This is a genomic window from Comamonas endophytica, from assembly GCF_023634805.2.
Lineage (GTDB): Bacteria > Pseudomonadota > Gammaproteobacteria > Burkholderiales > Burkholderiaceae_C > Comamonas > Comamonas endophytica.
Genome location: NZ_CP106881.1, coordinates 80,579 through 99,477 on the forward strand (window position 1 = coordinate 80,579; position 18,899 = coordinate 99,477).

An 18,899-nucleotide genomic window follows, 5' to 3' on the forward strand; every position below is an offset into this window, starting at 1 on the left:
GCCTGGTAGGCGGGCGCGGGTTCCAGGCCCAGGTCCAGCGCCAGATCCAGATCCAGGTCCGAGTCCTTTGTCAGCTCCAGGTCCAGGCCCATCTCCGGCGGCGCGGCCCAGGCGGGCTCCGCGCCGGTGAAGTCTTCGGGCACGTCGGGCGCCAGCGCCCCCGCATCCGGCTCCGTGACCACTTCGGTCAGGGTGGGCACATAGCGCGGAGGCGACTTCGGCATGGGCAAATCCATCATCCGCCTTTCAGCACCAGGTCATGGCGCACGATGTCCAGGCCCAGGCCCGCGTAATGCTTCCAGCGCAGCCGGGCCTGCGCCCGGTCGTGCTCGTCCTGCGCGCTCACGACCTCGACCAGGCGCGCAAAGCGCGCGAAATGCACCGGCACCTGCTCCCACAGGTTGACCAGCAGCTCCTGGTGCGGCGCGCAGCGCTCGTCCTGCACCAGCAGCACCGGCGACGCGGCAAACACCTGCGCGTCGTCGCCCTCGCAGGCATGGGCCAGGAAGTCGGACGGCGCGAGCTTCCACAGCATCTGCGACAGCGCCTGCGTCACCGCCGGCGGCCCTGTCACCACCACGCGCACATCGCTGCGCAGCGCCTTGCGCACGAAACGGCAGACATAGGCCAGCCGGTCCGGCGCATTGAAGTGGAACGCGACTTCCGTCATGGCCGCAGCCTCCCGCATCAGTTCAGCTCGCTGGAAGCGGCCTTCGGTGCATCCGCCTCGGGCGTGATGGACTTGGCCACCGCGACGATCTCGCTCGATGCCAGCACCTTGGACGATTTCGCCGCCTTGCCCGCCTTCGGCTGCCTGGCCGAAGGCGCGGCCTGCGCGGCGTCGAGCAGGTAGTGCACCAGCAGGCCCACCGGGCGGCCGGTCGAACCCTTGGCGGCGCCGCCCTTCCAGGCCGTGCCGGCAATGTCCAGGTGCGCCCAGGTCATGTCGCCCACATAGCGCTGCAGGAACTTCGCGGCCGTGACGGCGCCACCCGCGCGGCCCGCGACGTTGCCCATGTCGGCAAAGTTGCTCTTGAGGCCTTCGGCATATTCGTCGTCCAGCGGCATGCGCCAGCACAGGTCCTCGGACTGCTCGCCCGCGTCCAGCAGCGCCTGTGCCAGCGCATCGTCGTTGGAGAACAGTCCGGTGCGCAGCCCGCCCAGCGCCACCACGCAGGCACCCGTGAGCGTGGCGATGTCGATGACGGTGCGCGGCTTGAAGCGCGCCACGTAGGTCAGCGCATCGCACAGCACCAGACGGCCCTCGGCGTCGGTGTTGAGCACCTCGATGGTCTGGCCGCTCATGCTGGTGACTACGTCGCCGGGCTTCACGGCGCGGCCGTCCGGCATGTTCTCGCAAGCCGGGATCAGGCCGACGACGTTGATGGCCGGACGCAGCTCGGCCAGCGCGCGGAACACGCCGAGCACGCTGGCGGCACCGCCCATGTCGAACTTCATCTCGTCCATTTCCGCGGCGGGCTTCATCGAGATGCCGCCGGTGTCGAAGGTGATGCCCTTGCCGACCAGCGCCACTGGGGCCTCGTTCTTGCCCGCGCCACGGTAATGCAGCTCGATCAGCCGCAGCGGCTCCTCCGAGCCCTGCGCCACGGCCAGGAAGGCGCCCATGCCGAGCTTGGCCACATCGGCCGGGCCATGCACCTTGCATTCGATGCCGGGCAGCTTGGCCAGCGCCTTGGCGGCGTCGGCCAGGCGGGTCGGCGTGGCGTGGTTGGCCGGCCGGTTGGCCCACTCGCGCGTCACGCCCTGGCCCAGCACCAGCGCCACGCCGCGCGCGAACGCCGGCTGCAGCGGCGCCTTGGACGGCACGCCCAGCACCACCTTATCCAGGCTGCAGGGCTTGGCCGAAGGCTTGGTGGCGGAAAATACATAGGTCGCGTCGGCCAGCGCCTGCACCGCAGCCGTGAGCGCCTGTGCAGGGACATCGAAACTGAAGCACACTACGGCACGCTTGAGCGCAGGGGCGCTGAGCGCCGGGCCCACTGCCGTCAGCGCCTTGCGCACCGACTTGGCCGAGCCGTCGCCCGCGCCCACCAGCAGCACACGGCGCGCGGCCACGGCGGGGGGCTGGTAGAGCGACAAAGACTTGCCGGCCTCGGTCTGCAGGTCGCCATGCTTGAGGGCCAGGGCCACCAGCGAGGACAGGGGATCGGACGCGGCGGGTGTGGGCTCGGCAACGAGCAGCACCAGCAGGTCACATTTTTCGTTGGCGGCGGCCGCAATGGTCAGTGCCTTGAGATCAAAGTTCATAATCGGCGTTTTCCTTTCAGCCAATGTTATTCGATTCATCCATACGCAAAGAGCTGGCCCGCAGCTTTGGCGCCACCTTGGTGGTGCTGGTCACCGTCGTCATGACCATGATGCTGATTCGCACGCTGGGACAGGCATCGCGCGGCAACGTCAATCCCTCCGACGTGATCATGGTGATGGGCTTCACGGTATTGGGCCAACTGCCGACCATACTGGGGTTGAGCCTGTTCGTGTCCGTCGTGGGGTCTCTTTCGCGCATGTACCGCGACAGCGAGATGGTCATCTGGTTTGCCAGCGGACGCGGGCTGATCTCGTTCCTGCCACCGCTGCTGCGCTTTGCCTGGCCGGTCGTGGCCGTCATTGCCGTGCTGGCCACGCTGGTCTGGCCCTGGTCGAACCAGCAGGTGCAGCAGCTCAGGACGCAGTATTCGCAGCGCAGCGACATCGACCGCATCGCGCCGGGTGAATTCCAGGAGTCCTCCGACGGCTCGCGCGTGTTCTTCATCGACAAGGACACGCCCGGCGCGCAGGCTGCCAGCAATGTCTTCGTCGTCACCAACGAAGCGAATTCCGAATCCGTGACCTCCGCGCGCAGCGCGCGCCTGGTGGTCGAGAACGGCCAGCGCACGGTGATCCTGAGCGACGGCCAGCGCGTGGAAACGCAGACCGGCGCGCCCGGCGTGAAGATCAGCGAGTTCAAGGAATACGGCGTGCAGCTGGACGGCGGCAGCGTCAGCACCGCGGAAGATGCCTCGGCGCGCAGCCAGTACACGCATGCGCTGTGGCGCAGTGCCGAACCGTCCTACCAGGCCGAGTTCGGCTGGCGCCTGGGCCTGCCGTTCGCGGCACTGAACTTCGTCGTGCTCGGTTTGGCCGTGGCCAGCGTCAACCCGCGCGCGGGCAACAGCGCCAGCCTGATGGTCGCGCTGCTGGCCTTCGTCGTCTATTACAACTTCATGACGCTGGGCCAGAGCTGGGTCGGCGCGGGCCGTATCGGCGCGCTGGGCTTCCTGGTGCTGCTGCATGGCGGCATGCTGGCGGCCGGGCTTGCCGTGCTGACGGCGCGCCACCACCGCTGGTCCGTCCGCGCGCTGTGGACGGCGCGCCGCAAGGAGGTCATGCCATGAGGGTCCTGCGCCGATGGATCTACCGCGATGCGCTTTCGGCCGTGGCCTTCGTCACGCTGGCGTTTCTCGGCCTGTTCTTCTTCTTCGATCTGATCGACGAGCTGCGCTCGGTCAGCCGCACCGGCGGCGAGCTCTACACGCCCACGCATGCGCTGGTCTACGTGCTGCTGAGCCTGCCCAACCACCTCTACGAGCTGCTGCCGATCACCGTGCTCATCGGCACCATCTTCGTGATGGCACGGCTGGCGCAGAGCTCCGAATTCACCATCATGCGCACCAGTGGCATGGGGCCGTGGATGGCGCTGCGCACCCTGCTGATGCTGGGCTGCGGTTTCGTGGTGCTCACCTTTGCCGTCGGCGACTACATCGCGCCGGCGGCCGAGCGGCTGGCGCAGACCTCCAAGGCCACGCTGCTCGGCCGCCTGTCCCTGGGCGCCACCGGCGCCTGGCTCAAGGAGCGCCAGGGCGAGAACTCCGTGGCGGTGAACGTCGGCGCGCTCGGCAACGAGGGCGGGCTGCGCGGCATACGCATCTTCGAGTTCGACGCCCAGGGCCGCATGGCATCGCAGACCCGCGCCGAAAGCGCCGTGGTGGACGCCGCCAATGACACATGGGCATTGCGCAATGTGGCGCGCAGCACCTATGTGATCGAGGCCGGCCAGGCGCGCCTCGAGCGCGAGCAGCTGGAGACCTTGAACTGGCCGACCCGCATCAGCGCCGAAATGGTGTCGGCCTCGCTGCTCAAGCCCGACCGCATGGCGACGCTCGACCTGTTCCGCTACATCCGCCACCTCGAGGCCAACGGCCAGTCGGCGCAGCGCTACGAGATCGAGTTCTGGCGCAAGGTGTTCTATCCGTTGAGCTGCCTGGTGATGGTGGTGCTGGCGCTGCCCTTTGCCTACCTGCACTTCCGCTCGGGCGGCATTGCCGCCTATGTCTTTGGCGGTGTCATGGCGGGCATCAGCTTCTTCCTGCTGAACAACGTGTTCGGCTACGCGGGCAACCTGCAGAACTGGTCGCCCTGGCTGACGGCCGCCGCGCCCGGTTTCATCTACAGCCTGCTGTCGCTGGGCGCGTTCAGCTGGCTGGTCCTGAGACGTTGACTATGACCTCCCCTGCTCCCACCTGCGGCGTGATCCTGCTCGGCCATGGATCGCGCGACCCGCTATGGCGCGCGCCCATCGAGGCGGTCCAGGCACGCATCGCCCAGGCGCAGCCGCAGACCCCCTGCTGTTGTGCCTACCTGGAACTCACCGCACCGGACCTGGGCCAGGCCGCGGACCAGTTGATTGCCCGGGGCGTACAGCGCCTGCGCATCACGCCGATGTTCCTCGGCACCGGCAAGCATGCGCGCGAAGACATCCCGCGCCTGGTGGCCGAACTGAAGGCACGCCATCCCGGAATCGCGGTGGAAGTGCAGGCGTCGGTGGGCGAAGATGCGCGCGTCACGGCGCTGCTGGCGCAAATTGCCACCGAGTCCTCGCCGCCGACGGCCTGATTCCAACGGGTGAAGCAACCCGCTGTGTTTTGTTAGACGATTGGGTCATAATGACAGTCGCTTTTAGCAGAAATCAGATATGAACCTGCATCAATTCCGTTTCGTCCAGGAAGCCGCCCGCCGCAACCTCAATCTCACCGAGGCGGCCAAGGCCCTGCACACTTCGCAACCCGGTGTCTCCAAGGCCATCATCGAGCTCGAGGAAGAGCTGGGCGTGGACATCTTCGCGCGCCACGGCAAGCGCCTCAAGCGCATCACCGAGCCCGGCCAGCATGTGCTGCAGAGCATCGAGCTGATCATGCGCGAGGTCGGCAACCTCAAGCGCATCGGCGAGCAGTTCAGCGCCCAGGACAGCGGCACGCTGAGCATCGCCACCACCCATACCCAGGCGCGCTATGTGCTGCCTCCCGCGGTGGCCAAGCTGCGCGAGCTCTATCCCAAGGTCAACATCAGCCTGCACCAGGCGACGCCCGCCGAGGTCGCGCGCATGGTCATCGACGAGGTGGCGGAAATCGGCATGGCGACCGAGTCGCTGTCCGACTACCCCGAGCTCGTGACCCTGCCCTGCTACGAATGGGAGCATGTGCTGGTGGTGCCGCCGCAGCACCCGCTGGCGCTCAAGGAGCGCATCTCGCTGGACGACATCGCGCACGAGTCGCTGATCACCTACCACCCGTCCTTCACCGGCCGCAACAAGATCGACCAGGCCTTCAGCGCCCGGCGCCTGCAGCCGCGCGTGGTGCTCGAAGCCATCGATTCCGACGTGATCAAGACCTATGTGCGCCTGGGCCTGGGCATCGGCATCGTGGCCGAGATGGCCATGCGCGACGACCCCGCGACCGATCTGGTGGTGCGCCCCATGGGACATTTGTTCGGGCAGAACGTCGCGCGCGTGGCCTTCAAGCGCGGCGCCTACATGCGCAACTTCGTCTACAAGTTCGCCGAACTGCTCAGCGACCGCCTGAGCCGCGAGCTCGTGGTGCGCGCCATGAACGGCCATGTGGCCGATTACGAACTTTGACCCGCCGCAAAATGACCATTGCCTCCGCTGCCCTCCCTTCCCAGGCCCTGCCCCGCACCCCGCGCTTCGAGAGCAAGCTGCCTGCGGTCGGCACCACCATCTTCGCCGTCATGTCGGCGCTGGCCGCCGAACACAAGGCCGTGAACCTGGGCCAGGGCTTTCCCGACTTCGCCTGCGACCCGGCGCTGATCGAGGCCGTGCATCAGGCCATGCTGGCCGGCCACAACCAGTATCCGCCAATGCCCGGCGTGCCCGCGCTGCGCCAGGCCGTTGCGGACAAGATCCGCGCGCAGCACGGCCGCGGCTACAGCCCCGACAGCGAGATCACCATCACCGCGGGTGCGACGCAGGGCATCCTCACCGCCATCCTGGCCTGCGTGCACCCGGGCGACGAAGTCATCGTGCTCGACCCCTGCTACGACAGCTACATCCCGAACATCGAGCTCGCCGGCGGCGTGCCGGTGCGCGTGCCCCTGACGCCCGGCAGTTTCCGCCCGGACCTGGCAGCCATTGCCGCCGCCATCACGCCGCGCACGCGGCTGCTGATCATCAACACGCCGCACAATCCCAGCGCCACCGTGTGGACGGCCGAGGAAATGCGTGCGCTCGAGGACCTGCTCGCGCCCACCGAGGTGCTGCTGATCAGCGACGAGGTCTACGAACACATGGTGTTCGACGGCGCCGAGCACCAGAGCGCGGCGCGTTTTCCCGGCCTGGCCGCGCGCGCCTTCATCAATTCCAGCTTCGGCAAGACCTTCCACGTCACGGGCTGGAAGGTCGGCAGCGTGGCCGCGCCCGCGGCACTGATGGCCGAATTCCGCAAGGTGCACCAGTTCAACGTGTTCACCGTGAACACGCCCGTGCAGCACGGGCTGGCCAGCTACCTTGCCGATCCGGCGCGCTATCTGGAACTGCCGGCCTTCTACCAGGGCAAGCGCGACCTGTTCCGCGCCGGCCTCGAAAACTCGCGCCTCAAGCTGCTGCCCTGCAACGGCAGCTTCTTCCAATGCGTGGATTTCTCGGCCGTGAGCGACCTGGGCGACGTCGAGTTCAGCCAGTGGCTGGTGCGCGAGATCGGCGTAGCGGGAATTCCGCTGTCGCCTTTCTATGGCGACGGATTCGACCAGCGCATGGTGCGTTTCTGCTTTGCCAAGGAAGACGCCACGCTGCAGTTGGCGCTGGAGCGGCTGCGCCGCCTCTGAACTCCGGGAGGCAGGCTGCGCGCCCGGGCGGCCTGCAGGCAGCACCGGTTCATATCAATGCCGCCATGATGGGCTTTGTGCAGGGAATGATTCGCATTTAGGATGGATGGACGGCGGCAACCGACCGGCTTCCCCCGCCGTCTGCGCTCTCCCTTCAACACTTCAAAGGTTCCTGCATGCCCCATACCTTGCCTCCGCTGGCCTACGCCTACGACGCCCTCGAGCCCCATATCGACGCACAGACCATGGAAGTGCATTACACCAAGCACCACCAGACCTATGTCAACAACCTCAATGCCGCGCTGGAAGGCACCGAGCATGCGGATCTCCCGATCGACGAGCTCGTTGCCAAGGTCGAGTCCCTGCCCGAGGCGCTGCGCGCGCCGGTGCGCAACAATGGCGGCGGCCATGCCAACCACAGCCTGTTCTGGAAAGTGATGTCGCCCCAGGGCGGCGGCCAGCCCGAGGGCGATCTGGCACGCGCGATCGACAGCGACCTGGGCGGCATGGAAGCCTTCAAGGCCGCGTTCACGAAGGCGGCATTGACCCGCTTCGGCAGCGGCTGGGCCTGGCTCACGGTGGACAAGGCCGGCAAGCTGGCGGTGGAGAGCAGCGCCAACCAGGACAATCCCGCCATGGTCGGCATCGGTTCGGGAAATACCGCCATCCTCGGCCTCGACGTCTGGGAACATGCGTATTATCTGAAGTACCAGAACCGCCGCCCCGAATACATCGCGGCGTTCTACAACGTCATCGACTGGGCCGAGGTCGCACGCCGTTACGCCCTCGCCCGCCAAGCCTGACAGGAAGCCCGCATGGACGATCGCTCGACGCCCGCTCCCCATCCCGCCGGCCCGCCCGGTGCGAACCGCTTGAGGCTCAGGACCCGCATCGGGCTGGCGATCTCGCTGTTGGGCGTCTGGGCGTTGGCCGCGCTGATCTGGGACGGCCTGCAAAGCAACCCCTCGGCCCGCGGCGCGCTGCTGGCGGGCGGCGTGGCGGCGCTGGCCACTGCCCTGGGCACCCTGCCCGTGCTGCTGTCGCAGCGCCCCTCCGAGCGGCTGCAGGACACGCTGTTCGGCTTTGGCGCGGGCGTCATGCTGGCGGCCTGTGCTTTCTCCCTGGTGATTCCAGGCCTTGACGCCGTGCGCGAAGCCGGCGGCAGCGCCTGGAACGCCAGCGTCTCGGTCGGCACCGCCATCCTGCTGGGCGGCCTCGCGCTGCTGGCGATGGACAAGCTGCTGCCGCACGAGCATTTCATCAAGGGACGCGAAGGCGCCAGTGCGCAGCAACTGCGCCGCACCTGGCTGTTCGTCATTGCCATCGCGCTGCACAACATTCCGGAGGGCCTGGCGATCGGCGTGGGCTACGCGGGCAACGACGAAGTCATGCGCGCCAATGCGCTGGCCATCGGCATTGCGATCCAGGACGTGCCCGAGGGCTTCGTCGTGGCCGCGGCGCTGCTTGCCGCGGGTTACGGCCGCCTGCTAGCCGTGTTGATCGGCATGGCCTCGGGCCTGGTCGAACCGCTGGGCGCCGTGGTGGGCGCCTCCATCGTCGGCCACTCGGCCCTGCTGCTGCCGTGGGGCCTGGGTTTTGCCGCCGGCGCCATGCTGTTCGTGATCAGCCACGAGATCATTCCCGAATCGCACCGCAAGGGGCACGAGGTTTTTGCCACTGCGGGGCTGATGATCGGGTTCGTGATGATGATGGTGCTCGATACGGCGCTGGCTTGACCGCAGCCTGACGTCCTGTTCGCGCCCCTTCATCGGGGAGGCGCAGCGTCTGCGCGGCCACACGGCGCGTCCGGCGCCCATTGCTCCGCGACGTTCTTCGTCCACCCTGCCATGCCCGGCGCCAATGCAGCAAGTGTGCTGGGCCCGGACCACGCACGCGTCAATAGGTAGTTTTATACTATCGTTAAATAAACTTCTATATATATTTTCTATTGCCATATTGGCGCAAATATATACGGAGGTACCAAGTGCTGCGTTTTCCAAGTCGAATCATCCCCAGGGCCAGCGCCTGCACCGCGCTGGCCCTGGCACTCACCGCTTGCGGCGGTGGCAGCTCCCCAACGACCCCGAACGCAGCGACCCGGCCCGGGATCAGCGGCGTGGCCGCGATCGGTGCGCCCATCGCCGGCGCTTCGGTCGCCTGCAAATGCGCGTCCGGAAAGTACGCCTCCGCCACCACGGCGGCCGACGGCAGCTTCGACGTCGAGATGGCGGACAGCGATTTTCCCTGCGCGTTGAGCGTCTCCGGCGGCAGTGTCCGCGGCAAGCCCCTGGGCGCAGCACTGCATTCGGTCGCCCACGCTGCGGGCACCGCCAACATCACGCCCCTCACCGACCTGATGGTCGCCAGCCTGGCCAGCGAAGATCCTGCAAAGTGGTATGCCCGTGCCACCCAGGCCGACATTGGCGCCGCCATCACCGAAGCGAAGCTGGCAATGGCGTTGGAGAAGCTCAAGGCGGCACTGGTGGTGCTTCCGGACAAACCCGTGCTGCCTGCGGACTTCCACCCCGTGACAACGCTCTTCAAGGCGCACAGGAGCGATGCCGCCGACGATCTGCTGGAGCGCTATGGGCGCGCGCTGAGCATTGCCGAGCTGTCCCAGGATGAAGCTGCAGCCCGCATGGCCGCGGGTGAGAAACTCACGCAGACGGCGTACACGGCACATGCCTTCACCGTTCCCGGCTGGACGAGCTTTCCGATCGGCCTGAAAACCTTGCCCGATGGCAGCGAGGCGCTGACCCTTCCCGATCCCACCCTGGGCATGCAGGTCCTGCCGATCCGTGGCCGGGATGCGGAAGGCAACATCACGGCCGTGGACCGCTCCGGCGCCTTCACCTCCATCCTGAGCCTGATGGGCAACCGGATCGGGATGCTCAGCGGCCGCGACAGCCACCTGAAGAACACGGTCTCGCCATCTGACGAGAGCAGCGCCCATTACGTCTATCTGTCGGACGAGTTCACGGAAGTGGACCATCGCGAGGTCCTTGGCAAACGCTTCGCTGTGTATCAGGACAGCATGCACCTCATGGACGTGTTGGTCGGCACCGACGGCAAGCTGACGCAGGCCGGGGCCCCCTCGGAGAGGCTGCTATACATAGCGCAATTGTTCAGCCCGGAAGGCTCCAGAGACGGCCAGGGTGAAGATGCGACCATCGCGCGGGCCAGGGCCTACAAGCACACCGCCGACGGCAAAACCACCTATGTCGTGGTGATGGTCGTCGCGTTGGACCCCGATGTGCCCGAAGCCCTGCCGGCCGAGCAGGGCGTACTGCTGATGGTCTCGCGTTGATCCCTGGCGGGATGCGGCGGGCCGAGGGTCAGGCGGTCCGGCATCCAGACCATCTGCCTCACAGCAGCACGATGTCGTACTGCTCCTGCCCCATCGCACTCTCCGCCTGCAGCGAGATCGGCTTGCCGATGAAATCCGACAGGCTCGCCAGATGCGGGCTTTCCTCGTCGAGGAACAGGTCCACCACCTTGGGCGAGGCGATGACGCGGAATTCCTGCGGATTGAACTGGCGCGCCTCGCGCAGGATCTCGCGCAGCACGTCGTAGCAGACGCTGCGCGCGGTCTTGACGATGCCCTTGCCAGTGCACATCGGGCAGGGCTCGCACAGCATGTGGGCCAGCGATTCGCGCGTGCGCTTGCGCGTCATCTCGACCAGGCCCAGCTGCGAGAAGCCCGCCGCCATCATGGTCTTGACGCGGTCACGGCCGAGCTGCTTGCGGAACTCGGCCAGCACCGCCTGCTGGTGCTCCTCGCGCACCATGTCGATGAAGTCGGCAATGACGATGCCGCCCAGGTTGCGCAGGCGCAGCTGGCGCGCGATCGCCTGGGCCGCCTCGAGATTGGTCTTGAAGATGGTGTCGTCGAAGTTGCGCGCGCCGACGAAGCCGCCGGTGTTGACGTCGATGGTGGTCAGCGCCTCGGTCTGGTCGATGATCAGGTAGCCGCCCGATTTGAGCTCCACGCGCCGACCCAGCGCCCGGGCGATTTCCTCGTCGATGGAATACAGGTCGAAGATCGGGCGCTCGCCCTTGTACAGCTGCAGCTTCGGCACGGCGGCCGGCATGAATTCGCGGCCGAAGGACTGCAGCAGCGCGAACTGTTCGCGCGAGTCGATGCGGATGGTCTGGGTCTGCTCGCCCACCAGATCGCGCAGCACGCGCTGCAGCAGGTTCAGGTCCTGGTGCAAGAGCGAGCCCGCGGGCAGCTGCACGGAAGACTGCCTGATGCGCGCCCAGGTCTTGCGCAGGTAGGCGATGTCTTCGGAGAGCTCCTGGTCGCTGGACTCCTCGCCATTGGTGCGCAGGATGAAGCCGCCGCCGCCGCCGCTGGCCTTGTCGCCCACCAGGCCCTGCAGCCGCGCGCGCAGCGCGTCGCGCTCGGCCGGCGGAATCTTCTGCGACACGCCCACATGGTCGTCCTGCGGCAGGAACACCAGCAGCCGTCCGGCAATGCTGATCTGCGTGGACAAGCGTGCGCCCTTGGTGCCGATCGGGTCCTTGATGACCTGGACCATGATCGCCTGGCCCTCGAAGATCTGCTTTTCGATCGGCTTGAGCGGCTGGTCCTTGCGTGCGAACATCGGTGCCTCGCCGCCCTCCTGGCGCTGCCAGACGTCGGCCACGTGCAGGAAGGCCGCGCGCTCCAGGCCGATGTCGATGAACGCCGACTGCATGCCCGGCAGCACGCGCGCCACCTTGCCCAGATAGACATTGCCCACCAGGCCGCGCTCGAGCGGGCGCTCCATGTGCAGCTCCTGCACCGCGCCGCTCTCGACGATCGCCACGCGCGTTTCCTGGGGCGACCAGTTGATCAGAATGTCTTGTTGCATGGTCTTGGAATTCAGAGGGCCCAGCCGGCCTGGCGCAGCAGGGAGGCGGTTTCAAACAGCGGCAGGCCCATGATGCCGGTATAGCTGCCCGCGAGGTGCGCGACATGGACCGCGGCCGCGCCCTGGATGCCGTAGGCGCCGGCCTTGCCCATGGGCTCGCCGGTGGCGACATAGGCGGCGATCTGCGCGGGCGACATCGGGGCGAAATGCACCGTCGATACCGACAGCGCGGCAAAACGTTCCTGGCCCGATTGCAGCGCCACCGCCGTGAGCACCTCGTGCTCGCGGCCGGCCAGCAGCGCGAGGATGCGCGCCGCGTCATCTTCATCTTCGGGCTTGCCAAGGATCCGCGTGCCCAGGGCGACGGTGGTGTCGGAGCACAATACCGGCGCGGGCGGCAGGCCGCGGCGCGCCAGGCGTGCGACGGCCGCATCCAGCTTGAGCCCGGTCACGCGCTGCACATAGTCGCGCGGCGCCTCGCCCGGCAGCACGGCCTCGATGGCCTCGGCATCCTCGGCCAGGTCGCCCGCGGCATTGGGCAGCAGCAGCTCATGGCGCACGGCGATCTGTTCGAGCAGTTGACGGCGGCGCGGGCTTTGCGAAGCGAGGTAGATGAAATCGGGCATGGCAGACGGAGAAGACTGCTGCAACCCTTGAATATCAAGCGTCGCAGGCTATGAAAAAGATAGTACCACGGGGGGCTTCGCGGCCACGCCATCAGGCACGGGCTGCCGTGCAAGACAGCGGCGCCGCCGCCACCCCCTACCGCACCCCGGTATGGGGACTGGCGAAGTACTCGCGCGTGAGCTGCACGATCACCGGCGACAGCAGCAGCAGCGAGATCAGATTCGGAATGGCCATCAGCGCGTTGAGCGTGTCGGCCACCAGCCAGGCGAAGTCCAGCGTCGCCACGGCGCCGAAGTAGGCGGCCAACGTCCACAGCACGCGGAACGGCTTCTCGCAGACCGGCCCCACCAGATAGGTCCAGCACTTCTCGCCGTAGTAGGCCCAGCCCAGGATGGTGGTGAACGCGAACACAGCCAGCGAAAGCGCCAGCAGGTACTTTCCTATACCGGGCAGAGCTGCCTCGAAGCTCTGGGTCGACAGCACCGCGCCGGTGGCGCCCGAGTTCCACACGCCGCTGACCACGATGGCCAGGCCGGTCATGGTGCAGACGATGATGGTGTCGATGAAGGTGCCCATCATGCCGACCAGGCCCGAGAACACCGGATCCTTGGTGGCACCCGCGGCCTGCGCGATGCCGGCGGTGCCCAGGCCGGCTTCGTTCGAGAAGATCCCGCGCGCCACGCCCATGCGCAGCGCCATCAGCACCGTCGAGCCCAGGAAACCGCCCGTGGCCGCCGTCGGATTGAAGGCCTGCGCGAAGATCAGCGCGAGCGCGGCGGGAATGCGCTCGGCGAAAACCCACAGCACGCACAGCACGCAGGCGATGTAGAGCAGGCACATGGCGGGCACCAGCTTTTCGGCCACTGCGCCGATGCGCGTGATGCCGCCCAGCACGACCGCGCCCACCAACAGCGCCAGCGCCAGGCCGGTGACCCAGTTCTCCAGGCCGAAGGCGCTGTGCATGGCCGAGGCGATGCCGTTGGCCTGCACCATGGAGCCGATGCCGAAGCCGGCAAAGCCGCCGAAGATGGCGAACAGCGTGCCCATCCAGCGCCAGTGCCGGCCCAGGCCGTTCTTGATCGCGTACATCGGGCCGCCGACCCACTGGCCCTTGGCATTGCGTTCGCGGTACTTCACCGCCACGACCACTTCGCCGTACTTGGTCGCCATGCCGAGCAGCGCGGTCATCCACATCCAGAACAGCGCGCCGGGCCCGCCCACGGCGATGGCCGTGGCCACGCCGGCGATATTGCCGGTGCCCACGGTGGCCGACAGCGCCGTCATCAGCGCGGCATAGGGCGAGATGTCGCCATCGGCCCGGTCTTCGATCCTGCGGCTGCGCCAGATCATGCGAAAGCCGCGGCCGATGTTGCGCAGCGGCATGAAGCCCAGCCGGACCTGCAGGTAGAAACCGGTGCCCAGGATCAGCACGATCATCGGCACGCCCCAGACGATGCCGTTCAGCGACGTGAAGAACGCATTCAGTGTTTCCATGGATTTTCTCTTTGGTTCATACGGATGTCCGGGAAGCGGTCACCCAACGGCGCTTTTGCCGGCACTGCAATCTAACAGCTACTCAACGACCCCGATGCCGCCGCAGAAGCGCCATCCAGCGCCGCCCGCCGCCCTCGCCGCCAAGCGCCAGCCCAACGAAAAAAAGCAGCCCGTGGCTGCTTTGGCGGCGCGCGCCGGCGTCATTCCCGGTGGTACGGATGGCCGGCATTCACCGACCAGGCACGGTACAGCTGCTCGATCAGCAGCACCCGCACCATCGCATGCGGCAGCGTCAGGTCCGACAGCCGGATGCGCTCGTGCGCCGCCTGGCGGAAGGCGGGTTCGAGCCCATCGGGGCCGCCGATGACCAGCGCCACGTCGTCGCCTTCGAGCTGCCAGCCCTGCAGGCGCTGGGCCAGCGCTTTGGTCGTCAGGCTGGTGCCGCGCTCGTCCAGCACCACGATGCGCGTGCCGCGCGGAATGGCCGCCTCGATGCGCTCGCGTTCGGCCGCGTACAGCGTCTCGAGCGTCTTGGAGCCGCGCGGCTCGGTCTTGACGGCCTTGAGTTCGACCTTGAGCTCGGGTGGAAAGCGCTTGGCGTAATCATCGTAGGCCGTCTGCGCCCAATCGGGCACGCGCTGGCCCACGGCCACGATCAGCAGCTTCATCCTTCAGGCCCGGTCAGGAGGCCTTGCGGGGAGCGCGCTTGGCGGCGGGCGCCGCGGGCTTGGCGGTGCGTGGCACAGAAGGCTTCACCACCACGGTCTGCACCTTGGCGGCCACCTTCTTCGCCGCCGGCTTCTTCTCGGCGGCAGGCTTCGCGGCGGCCTTGGCGGCAGTCTTCGCAGCCGCCTTGGCCGCCTCCTTGGCCACGGCATTCGCAGCCGTCTTGGCGGCGGTCTTGGCGCTGGCGGCGGGTGCGGCCAAGCCCTTGGCCACGGTCTTGGCCGCGGGCTTCTTCGCCACCGCCTTCTTGGCCGGCGCCTTCACGCCGTCCTCAGCCTTGGGCTTTGCGCGCGACTTGGGAGCAGCCTTGGCATCGGCCTTGGCAGCCTTCTGCGCGGCCTTCTTGTCGGCCAGCAGATTGGCGGCCGAGGGTGCGGGCTTGGCGGCGCCAAGCTTCAGGCGCACCGGCTTTTCGCCCCAGATCTCTTCCAGGCGGTAGTACTGGCGGATGGCCGGCTGCATGATGTGCGCCACGGCCGGACCGCAGTCGACGATGATCCACTCGCCGTTGTCCTCGCCCTCGACGCGCGGCTTGTCGAAGCCGGCTTCCTTGACCGCTTCGCGCACACTGGCTGCCAGCGCCTTGGTCTGGCGGTTCGACGTGCCCGATGCCACGATCACGCGTTCAAACAGCGGCGACAGGTGTTCGGTGTTGAAGACCTGGATGTCTTGCGCCTTGACGTCCTCCAGGCCATCGACGATGGCGCGCTGGAGCTTGGTGACGTCTTTCTTGGCGGCGGTTTCTGCTTTGGGGGTGGTGGTCATCAGGCGATGTGTAGAAAAGATGGGTCAATATAGCGCGCTTCGGGGCCGAATGCCTTCAGCGGCTGCCCGTTCCACGGAACGGGTCTATTGTTTTTGGAATGGATAGGTGTGGTGCGCTTGCGCGCACAGCTATCGAAATTATAGTTTTTTGCCGCATAACCCCGCTGCGCGCGCATCAAGCGCCCCGCCGGGGGCGGGCAGCCAAGGGAGCGCGGTGGCGAGGCATGGCTTGCCCCGCCCTCCGCGCCGCCGTTCACAGCCAGTCGCGCCGCACCAGGAAGTCGCGCGTAAGCGCCGCTTCGGGCGTGTCCGGCGCATCCTCGCGCTGGTAGCTCCAGCAGGCATGCGGGGGCATGGACAGCAGGATGGATTCGGTGCGCCCGCCCGACTGCAGGCCGAAATGCGTACCGCGGTCCCAGACCAGGTTGAACTCGACATAGCGCCCGCGCCGGTAGCGCTGGAACTCTACCTCGCGCTCGCCATAGGGCATGTCCTTGCGCCGCGCGACGATGGGCAGATAGGCCTGCAGCAGCGCATCGCCCACCGAGCGCAGCATGGCGAAGCTGCGTTCGGGCGCGAGCTCGGCGAAGTCATCGAAGAAGATGCCGCCCACGCCGCGCTGCTCGCCCCGGTGCTTGAGATGGAAGTACTCGTCGCACCACGCCTTGAAGCGCGGATAGAGATCGGCGCCAAAGGGCGCCAGCGCATCGCGGCAGGTGCGGTGGAAGGCCACCGCATCTTCCTCGAAGCCATAGCACGGCGTGAGATCCAGCCCGCCGCCGAACCAGCGCACGGGCTCCTGACCGGGATGGCCGGCGGAGATCATGCGCACGTTCATGTGCACCGTCGGCACATAGGGGTTGCGCGGGTGGAACACCAGCGAGACGCCCATCGCCTCGAAGGGCGCGCCGGCGAGCTCCGGGCGGTGCTGCGTGGCGGAAGGCGGCAGCTGCGCGCCGCGCACGTGCGAGAAACCGCAGCCCGCGCGCTCGAACACCCGCCCACCCTCCAGGATGCGCGTGATGCCCTCGCCCTGCAGCCGCTCCTCGGCGCCCTTGTGCCAGGCATCGGCCAGGAAACGGCCGCCGCCCTCGCCCTCGACGGCTTCGAGCGCATGGGTGATCTCGTCCTGCAGGCCGGTCAGGTAGGCGCGCACGTCGGCCACCGTGGCCGGGGTGTCGATCATCGCTTCCACGCGCAGCCTTCAGCTCTTGATGGCGCGGAAACCGATGTCGCGGCGGTACTGCATGCCATCGAAATGGATACCGCGCGCCACGTCATAGACGCGGATCTGTGCCTGCTTGACGCTGTCGGCCAGCGCCGTGACGCACAGCACGCGGCCGCCGTTGACCTGGGGCACGCCATTGACGAGTTCGGTGCCGGCATGGAAGACCATCGCGTCCGCCGCCTCCGCAGGCAGGCCGGTGATGGCATCGCCCTTGCGCGGCGACTCGGGATAGCCATGGGCCGCCATCACGACGCCCAGCGCGGTGCGGCGGTCCCATTCGAGCTCGACCTGGTCGAGCTTGCCGTCGACGGCCGCGGACATCACGTCGACTAGATCGCTCTTGAGGCGCATCATGATCGGCTGCGTCTCGGGGTCGCCCATGCGGCAGTTGAACTCCAGCGTCTTGGGGTGGCCCGAGCCGTCGATCATCAGCCCTGCATACAGGAAGCCGGTGAACGGGATGCCATCGCGCTCCATGCCGCGGATCGTCGGCAGGATGATCTCGCGCATGGCACGCGCGTGTACATCGGCCGTGACCACGGGCGCGGGCGAATACGCGCCCATGCCGCCGGTGTTCGGGCCCTCGTCGCCGTCCTTGAGGCGCTTGTGGTCCTGGCTGGTCGCCAACGCCAGCACGTTCTTGCCGTCGCACAGCACGATGAAGCTGGCTTCCTCGCCTTCGAGGAACTCCTCGATCACCACGCGCGCGCCGCCCGCGTTGTGGCTCACGCCGTACTTATTGTCGACCAGCATGAAGTCCACCGCGTCATGCGCTTCCTGGGCGGTGAGCGCCACCACGACGCCCTTGCCCGCGGCCAGGCCGTCGGCCTTGACCACGATGGGCGCGCCGATGCGGTCGATATAGGCATGCGCCAGCGCGGCGTCGCTGAAAGTGTCGTAGGCCGCCGTGGGAATGCCGTGGCGCGCCATGAAGGCCTTGGAAAAAGCCTTGGAGCTCTCGAGCTGTGCGGCGGCCTTCGTCGGGCCGAACACGCGCAGGCCGTGGGCGCGGAACTCGTCCACCACGCCGGCAGCCAGCGGCGCCTCGGGGCCGACCACCGTCAGCCCGATCTTCTCCGCCTGCGCCCATTCGCGCAGCGCCACGACATCGGTAATGGCCAGGTTCTCCAGCTTGCCGCCGGCCAGCGCGGTGCCGCCGTTGCCGGGGGCCACATACACCTTGGTGGACTTGGGCGATTGCGCCATCTTCCACGCCAGGGCGTGTTCACGGCCTCCGCCGCCAATCACAAGAATTTTCATAGGTCTGCGTTGTGGTAAACGTCTTGAACGTCATCCAGGTCTTCGATCATGTCCAGCAGCTTTTGCATGCGGGTCGCGTCATCGCCTTCCAGGGCGATGGTGTTTTCGGGGCGCATGGTCACCTCGGCCGCATCGGGCTTGAGGCCCGCGGCTTCCAGCGCATTGCGCACGGCTTCGAAGTCGGCCGGCGAGGTCAGCACCTCGATGGCGCCCTCCTCGTCGGTGACCACATCCTCGGCGCCGGCCTCCAGCGCCACTTCCATGACGCGGTCCTCGGAAGTGCCGGGGGCGAAGATGATCTGTCCGCAGTGCTTGAACTGGAAGGCCACCGAGCCTTCGGTGCCCATGTTGCCACCGTATTTGCTGAAAGCATGGCGCACGTCGGCCACCGTGCGCACACGGTTGTCGGTCATGGTGTCGACAATGATCGCCGCTCCGCCAATACCGTAGCCTTCGTATCGGATTTCCTCGTAGTTCACGCCTTCGAGGTTGCCCGTCGCCTTGTCGATGTTGCGCTTGATGTTGTCCGCAGGCATGTTGGCCGCCTTGGCTTTGTCAACCGCCAGGCGCAGCCGTGGATTGGCATCCAGGTCGCCGCCGCCGATGCGCGCGGCCACCATGATTTCCCGGATGATGCGCGTCCAGATGCGGCCGCGTTTTTCATCCTGGCGACCCTTGCGGTGCTGGATATTTGCCCATTTGCTGTGTCCTGCCACAGGAATTCCTTGTTTGATTTAAATCTGTAGCCGGCGATTTTACTTTTGACGGCGCGCATCCATTGAAGGAAATCCTATTTGGCCCCATCGCGGTGGACTCTGCCACAGAAT

The 18,899-nt window shown here is 67.1% G+C and carries 18 protein-coding genes; 8 read left to right on the forward strand and 10 right to left on the reverse strand.

All coding sequences use genetic code 11. The features are described 5' to 3' along the window. Nucleotides 1-235: 235 nt before the first annotated feature. Complete coding sequence (locus M9799_RS00385) at nucleotides 236-670, reverse strand: DNA polymerase III subunit chi (RefSeq protein ID WP_231042452.1); 435 nt, start codon at nucleotides 668-670, stop codon at nucleotides 236-238. A 17-nt stretch (nucleotides 671-687) separates the two neighbouring features. Next, entirely contained in the window at nucleotides 688-2,268 is a 1,581-nt protein-coding gene (locus M9799_RS00390) for a leucyl aminopeptidase (protein WP_231042453.1), read from the reverse strand. Between the two features lie 23 nt (nucleotides 2,269-2,291). Between M9799_RS00390 and lptF the strand changes: the two genes are divergently transcribed. The 8 genes from lptF (at nucleotide 2,292) to M9799_RS00430 (ending at nucleotide 10,423) form a co-directional block, all read left to right on the forward strand. Next, entirely contained in the window at nucleotides 2,292-3,395 is a 1,104-nt protein-coding gene (gene lptF / locus M9799_RS00395; RefSeq protein WP_231042454.1) for an LPS export ABC transporter permease LptF, read from the forward strand. Next, on the forward strand, nucleotides 3,392-4,498 hold the full coding sequence (gene lptG, locus M9799_RS00400) for an LPS export ABC transporter permease LptG (RefSeq protein ID WP_231042455.1): 1,107 nt from the start codon (nucleotides 3,392-3,394) through the stop codon (nucleotides 4,496-4,498). Before lptF ends, lptG begins: the two co-directional genes overlap by 4 nt. A 2-nt stretch (nucleotides 4,499-4,500) precedes the next feature. After that, nucleotides 4,501-4,893, forward strand: coding sequence for a sirohydrochlorin chelatase (locus tag M9799_RS00405; protein ID WP_231042456.1), 393 nt, complete (start codon nucleotides 4,501-4,503; stop codon nucleotides 4,891-4,893). 79 nt (nucleotides 4,894-4,972) lie between these two features. Beyond that, complete coding sequence (locus M9799_RS00410; protein ID WP_231042457.1) at nucleotides 4,973-5,914, forward strand: CysB family HTH-type transcriptional regulator; 942 nt, start codon at nucleotides 4,973-4,975, stop codon at nucleotides 5,912-5,914. Nucleotides 5,915-5,925: 11 nt separating this feature from the next. Continuing rightward, nucleotides 5,926-7,116, forward strand: a complete 1,191-nt coding sequence (locus M9799_RS00415; RefSeq protein ID WP_231042458.1) for a pyridoxal phosphate-dependent aminotransferase — start codon at nucleotides 5,926-5,928, stop codon at nucleotides 7,114-7,116. A 176-nt stretch (nucleotides 7,117-7,292) separates the two neighbouring features. Next, a complete protein-coding gene (locus M9799_RS00420; RefSeq protein WP_231042459.1) occupies nucleotides 7,293-7,919 on the forward strand; it encodes a superoxide dismutase in 627 nt (208 codons plus the stop codon). A 12-nt stretch (nucleotides 7,920-7,931) separates the two neighbouring features. Continuing rightward, a complete protein-coding gene (locus M9799_RS00425) occupies nucleotides 7,932-8,852 on the forward strand; it encodes a ZIP family metal transporter (protein WP_231042460.1) in 921 nt (306 codons plus the stop codon). A gap of 248 nt (nucleotides 8,853-9,100) precedes the next feature. Then, a complete protein-coding gene (locus M9799_RS00430; protein WP_231042461.1) occupies nucleotides 9,101-10,423 on the forward strand; it encodes a hypothetical protein in 1,323 nt (440 codons plus the stop codon). Between the two features lie 58 nt (nucleotides 10,424-10,481). Here the strand turns inward: M9799_RS00430 and rng are convergent, their stop codons facing one another. From rng to M9799_RS00470, 8 genes are all read right to left on the reverse strand, one after another. Next, nucleotides 10,482-11,972 (reverse strand): ribonuclease G, encoded by a 1,491-nt coding sequence (gene rng / locus M9799_RS00435; RefSeq protein WP_231042462.1) that lies wholly within the window; start codon nucleotides 11,970-11,972, stop codon nucleotides 10,482-10,484. Nucleotides 11,973-11,983: 11 nt separating this feature from the next. Then, the gene (locus tag M9799_RS00440) at nucleotides 11,984-12,598 is read right to left on the reverse strand and encodes a Maf family protein (RefSeq protein ID WP_231042463.1); all 615 of its coding nucleotides are present in this window, start codon (nucleotides 12,596-12,598) and stop codon (nucleotides 11,984-11,986) included. 136 nt (nucleotides 12,599-12,734) lie between these two features. Beyond that, a complete protein-coding gene (locus M9799_RS00445) occupies nucleotides 12,735-14,093 on the reverse strand; it encodes an alanine/glycine:cation symporter family protein (protein WP_231042464.1) in 1,359 nt (452 codons plus the stop codon). 200 nt (nucleotides 14,094-14,293) lie between these two features. Then, entirely contained in the window at nucleotides 14,294-14,761 is a 468-nt protein-coding gene (rlmH, locus tag M9799_RS00450; RefSeq protein ID WP_231042465.1) for a 23S rRNA (pseudouridine(1915)-N(3))-methyltransferase RlmH, read from the reverse strand. 13 nt (nucleotides 14,762-14,774) lie between these two features. Next, nucleotides 14,775-15,584 (reverse strand): ribosome silencing factor, encoded by an 810-nt coding sequence (gene rsfS / locus M9799_RS00455; protein ID WP_231042466.1) that lies wholly within the window; start codon nucleotides 15,582-15,584, stop codon nucleotides 14,775-14,777. A gap of 253 nt (nucleotides 15,585-15,837) precedes the next feature. Continuing rightward, nucleotides 15,838-16,770 (reverse strand): oxygen-dependent coproporphyrinogen oxidase, encoded by a 933-nt coding sequence (gene hemF / locus M9799_RS00460; protein WP_231042712.1) that lies wholly within the window; start codon nucleotides 16,768-16,770, stop codon nucleotides 15,838-15,840. A gap of 18 nt (nucleotides 16,771-16,788) precedes the next feature. After that, nucleotides 16,789-18,072, reverse strand: coding sequence for a phosphoribosylamine--glycine ligase (gene purD, locus M9799_RS00465; protein WP_231042467.1), 1,284 nt, complete (start codon nucleotides 18,070-18,072; stop codon nucleotides 16,789-16,791). Then, nucleotides 18,069-18,788: a YebC/PmpR family DNA-binding transcriptional regulator gene (locus M9799_RS00470; protein WP_231042468.1), complete on the reverse strand. Its 720-nt coding sequence runs from the start codon at nucleotides 18,786-18,788 to the stop codon at nucleotides 18,069-18,071. The genes purD and M9799_RS00470 overlap by 4 nt, the downstream gene beginning before the upstream one ends. Nucleotides 18,789-18,899 lie beyond the last annotated feature (111 nt).

Excerpts from the sequence above, each read along its gene's own strand:
- M9799_RS00385 (WP_231042452.1), bottom strand. The coding sequence starts at position 670 with ATGACGGAAGTCGCGTTCCACTTCAATGCGCCGGACCGGCTGGCCTAT.
- M9799_RS00390 (WP_231042453.1), bottom strand. The coding sequence starts at position 2,268 with ATGAACTTTGATCTCAAGGCACTGACCATTGCGGCCGCCGCCAACGAA.
- lptF (WP_231042454.1), top strand. The coding sequence starts at position 2,292 with ATGTTATTCGATTCATCCATACGCAAAGAGCTGGCCCGCAGCTTTGGC.
- lptG (WP_231042455.1), top strand. The coding sequence starts at position 3,392 with ATGAGGGTCCTGCGCCGATGGATCTACCGCGATGCGCTTTCGGCCGTG.
- M9799_RS00405 (WP_231042456.1), top strand. The coding sequence starts at position 4,501 with ATGACCTCCCCTGCTCCCACCTGCGGCGTGATCCTGCTCGGCCATGGA.
- M9799_RS00410 (WP_231042457.1), top strand. The coding sequence starts at position 4,973 with ATGAACCTGCATCAATTCCGTTTCGTCCAGGAAGCCGCCCGCCGCAAC.
- M9799_RS00415 (WP_231042458.1), top strand. The coding sequence starts at position 5,926 with ATGACCATTGCCTCCGCTGCCCTCCCTTCCCAGGCCCTGCCCCGCACC.
- M9799_RS00420 (WP_231042459.1), top strand. The coding sequence starts at position 7,293 with ATGCCCCATACCTTGCCTCCGCTGGCCTACGCCTACGACGCCCTCGAG.
- M9799_RS00425 (WP_231042460.1), top strand. The coding sequence starts at position 7,932 with ATGGACGATCGCTCGACGCCCGCTCCCCATCCCGCCGGCCCGCCCGGT.
- rng (WP_231042462.1), bottom strand. The coding sequence starts at position 11,972 with ATGCAACAAGACATTCTGATCAACTGGTCGCCCCAGGAAACGCGCGTG.
- M9799_RS00440 (WP_231042463.1), bottom strand. The coding sequence starts at position 12,598 with ATGCCCGATTTCATCTACCTCGCTTCGCAAAGCCCGCGCCGCCGTCAA.
- M9799_RS00445 (WP_231042464.1), bottom strand. The coding sequence starts at position 14,093 with ATGGAAACACTGAATGCGTTCTTCACGTCGCTGAACGGCATCGTCTGG.
- rlmH (WP_231042465.1), bottom strand. The coding sequence starts at position 14,761 with ATGAAGCTGCTGATCGTGGCCGTGGGCCAGCGCGTGCCCGATTGGGCG.
- rsfS (WP_231042466.1), bottom strand. The coding sequence starts at position 15,584 with ATGACCACCACCCCCAAAGCAGAAACCGCCGCCAAGAAAGACGTCACC.
- hemF (WP_231042712.1), bottom strand. The coding sequence starts at position 16,770 with ATGATCGACACCCCGGCCACGGTGGCCGACGTGCGCGCCTACCTGACC.
- purD (WP_231042467.1), bottom strand. The coding sequence starts at position 18,072 with ATGAAAATTCTTGTGATTGGCGGCGGAGGCCGTGAACACGCCCTGGCG.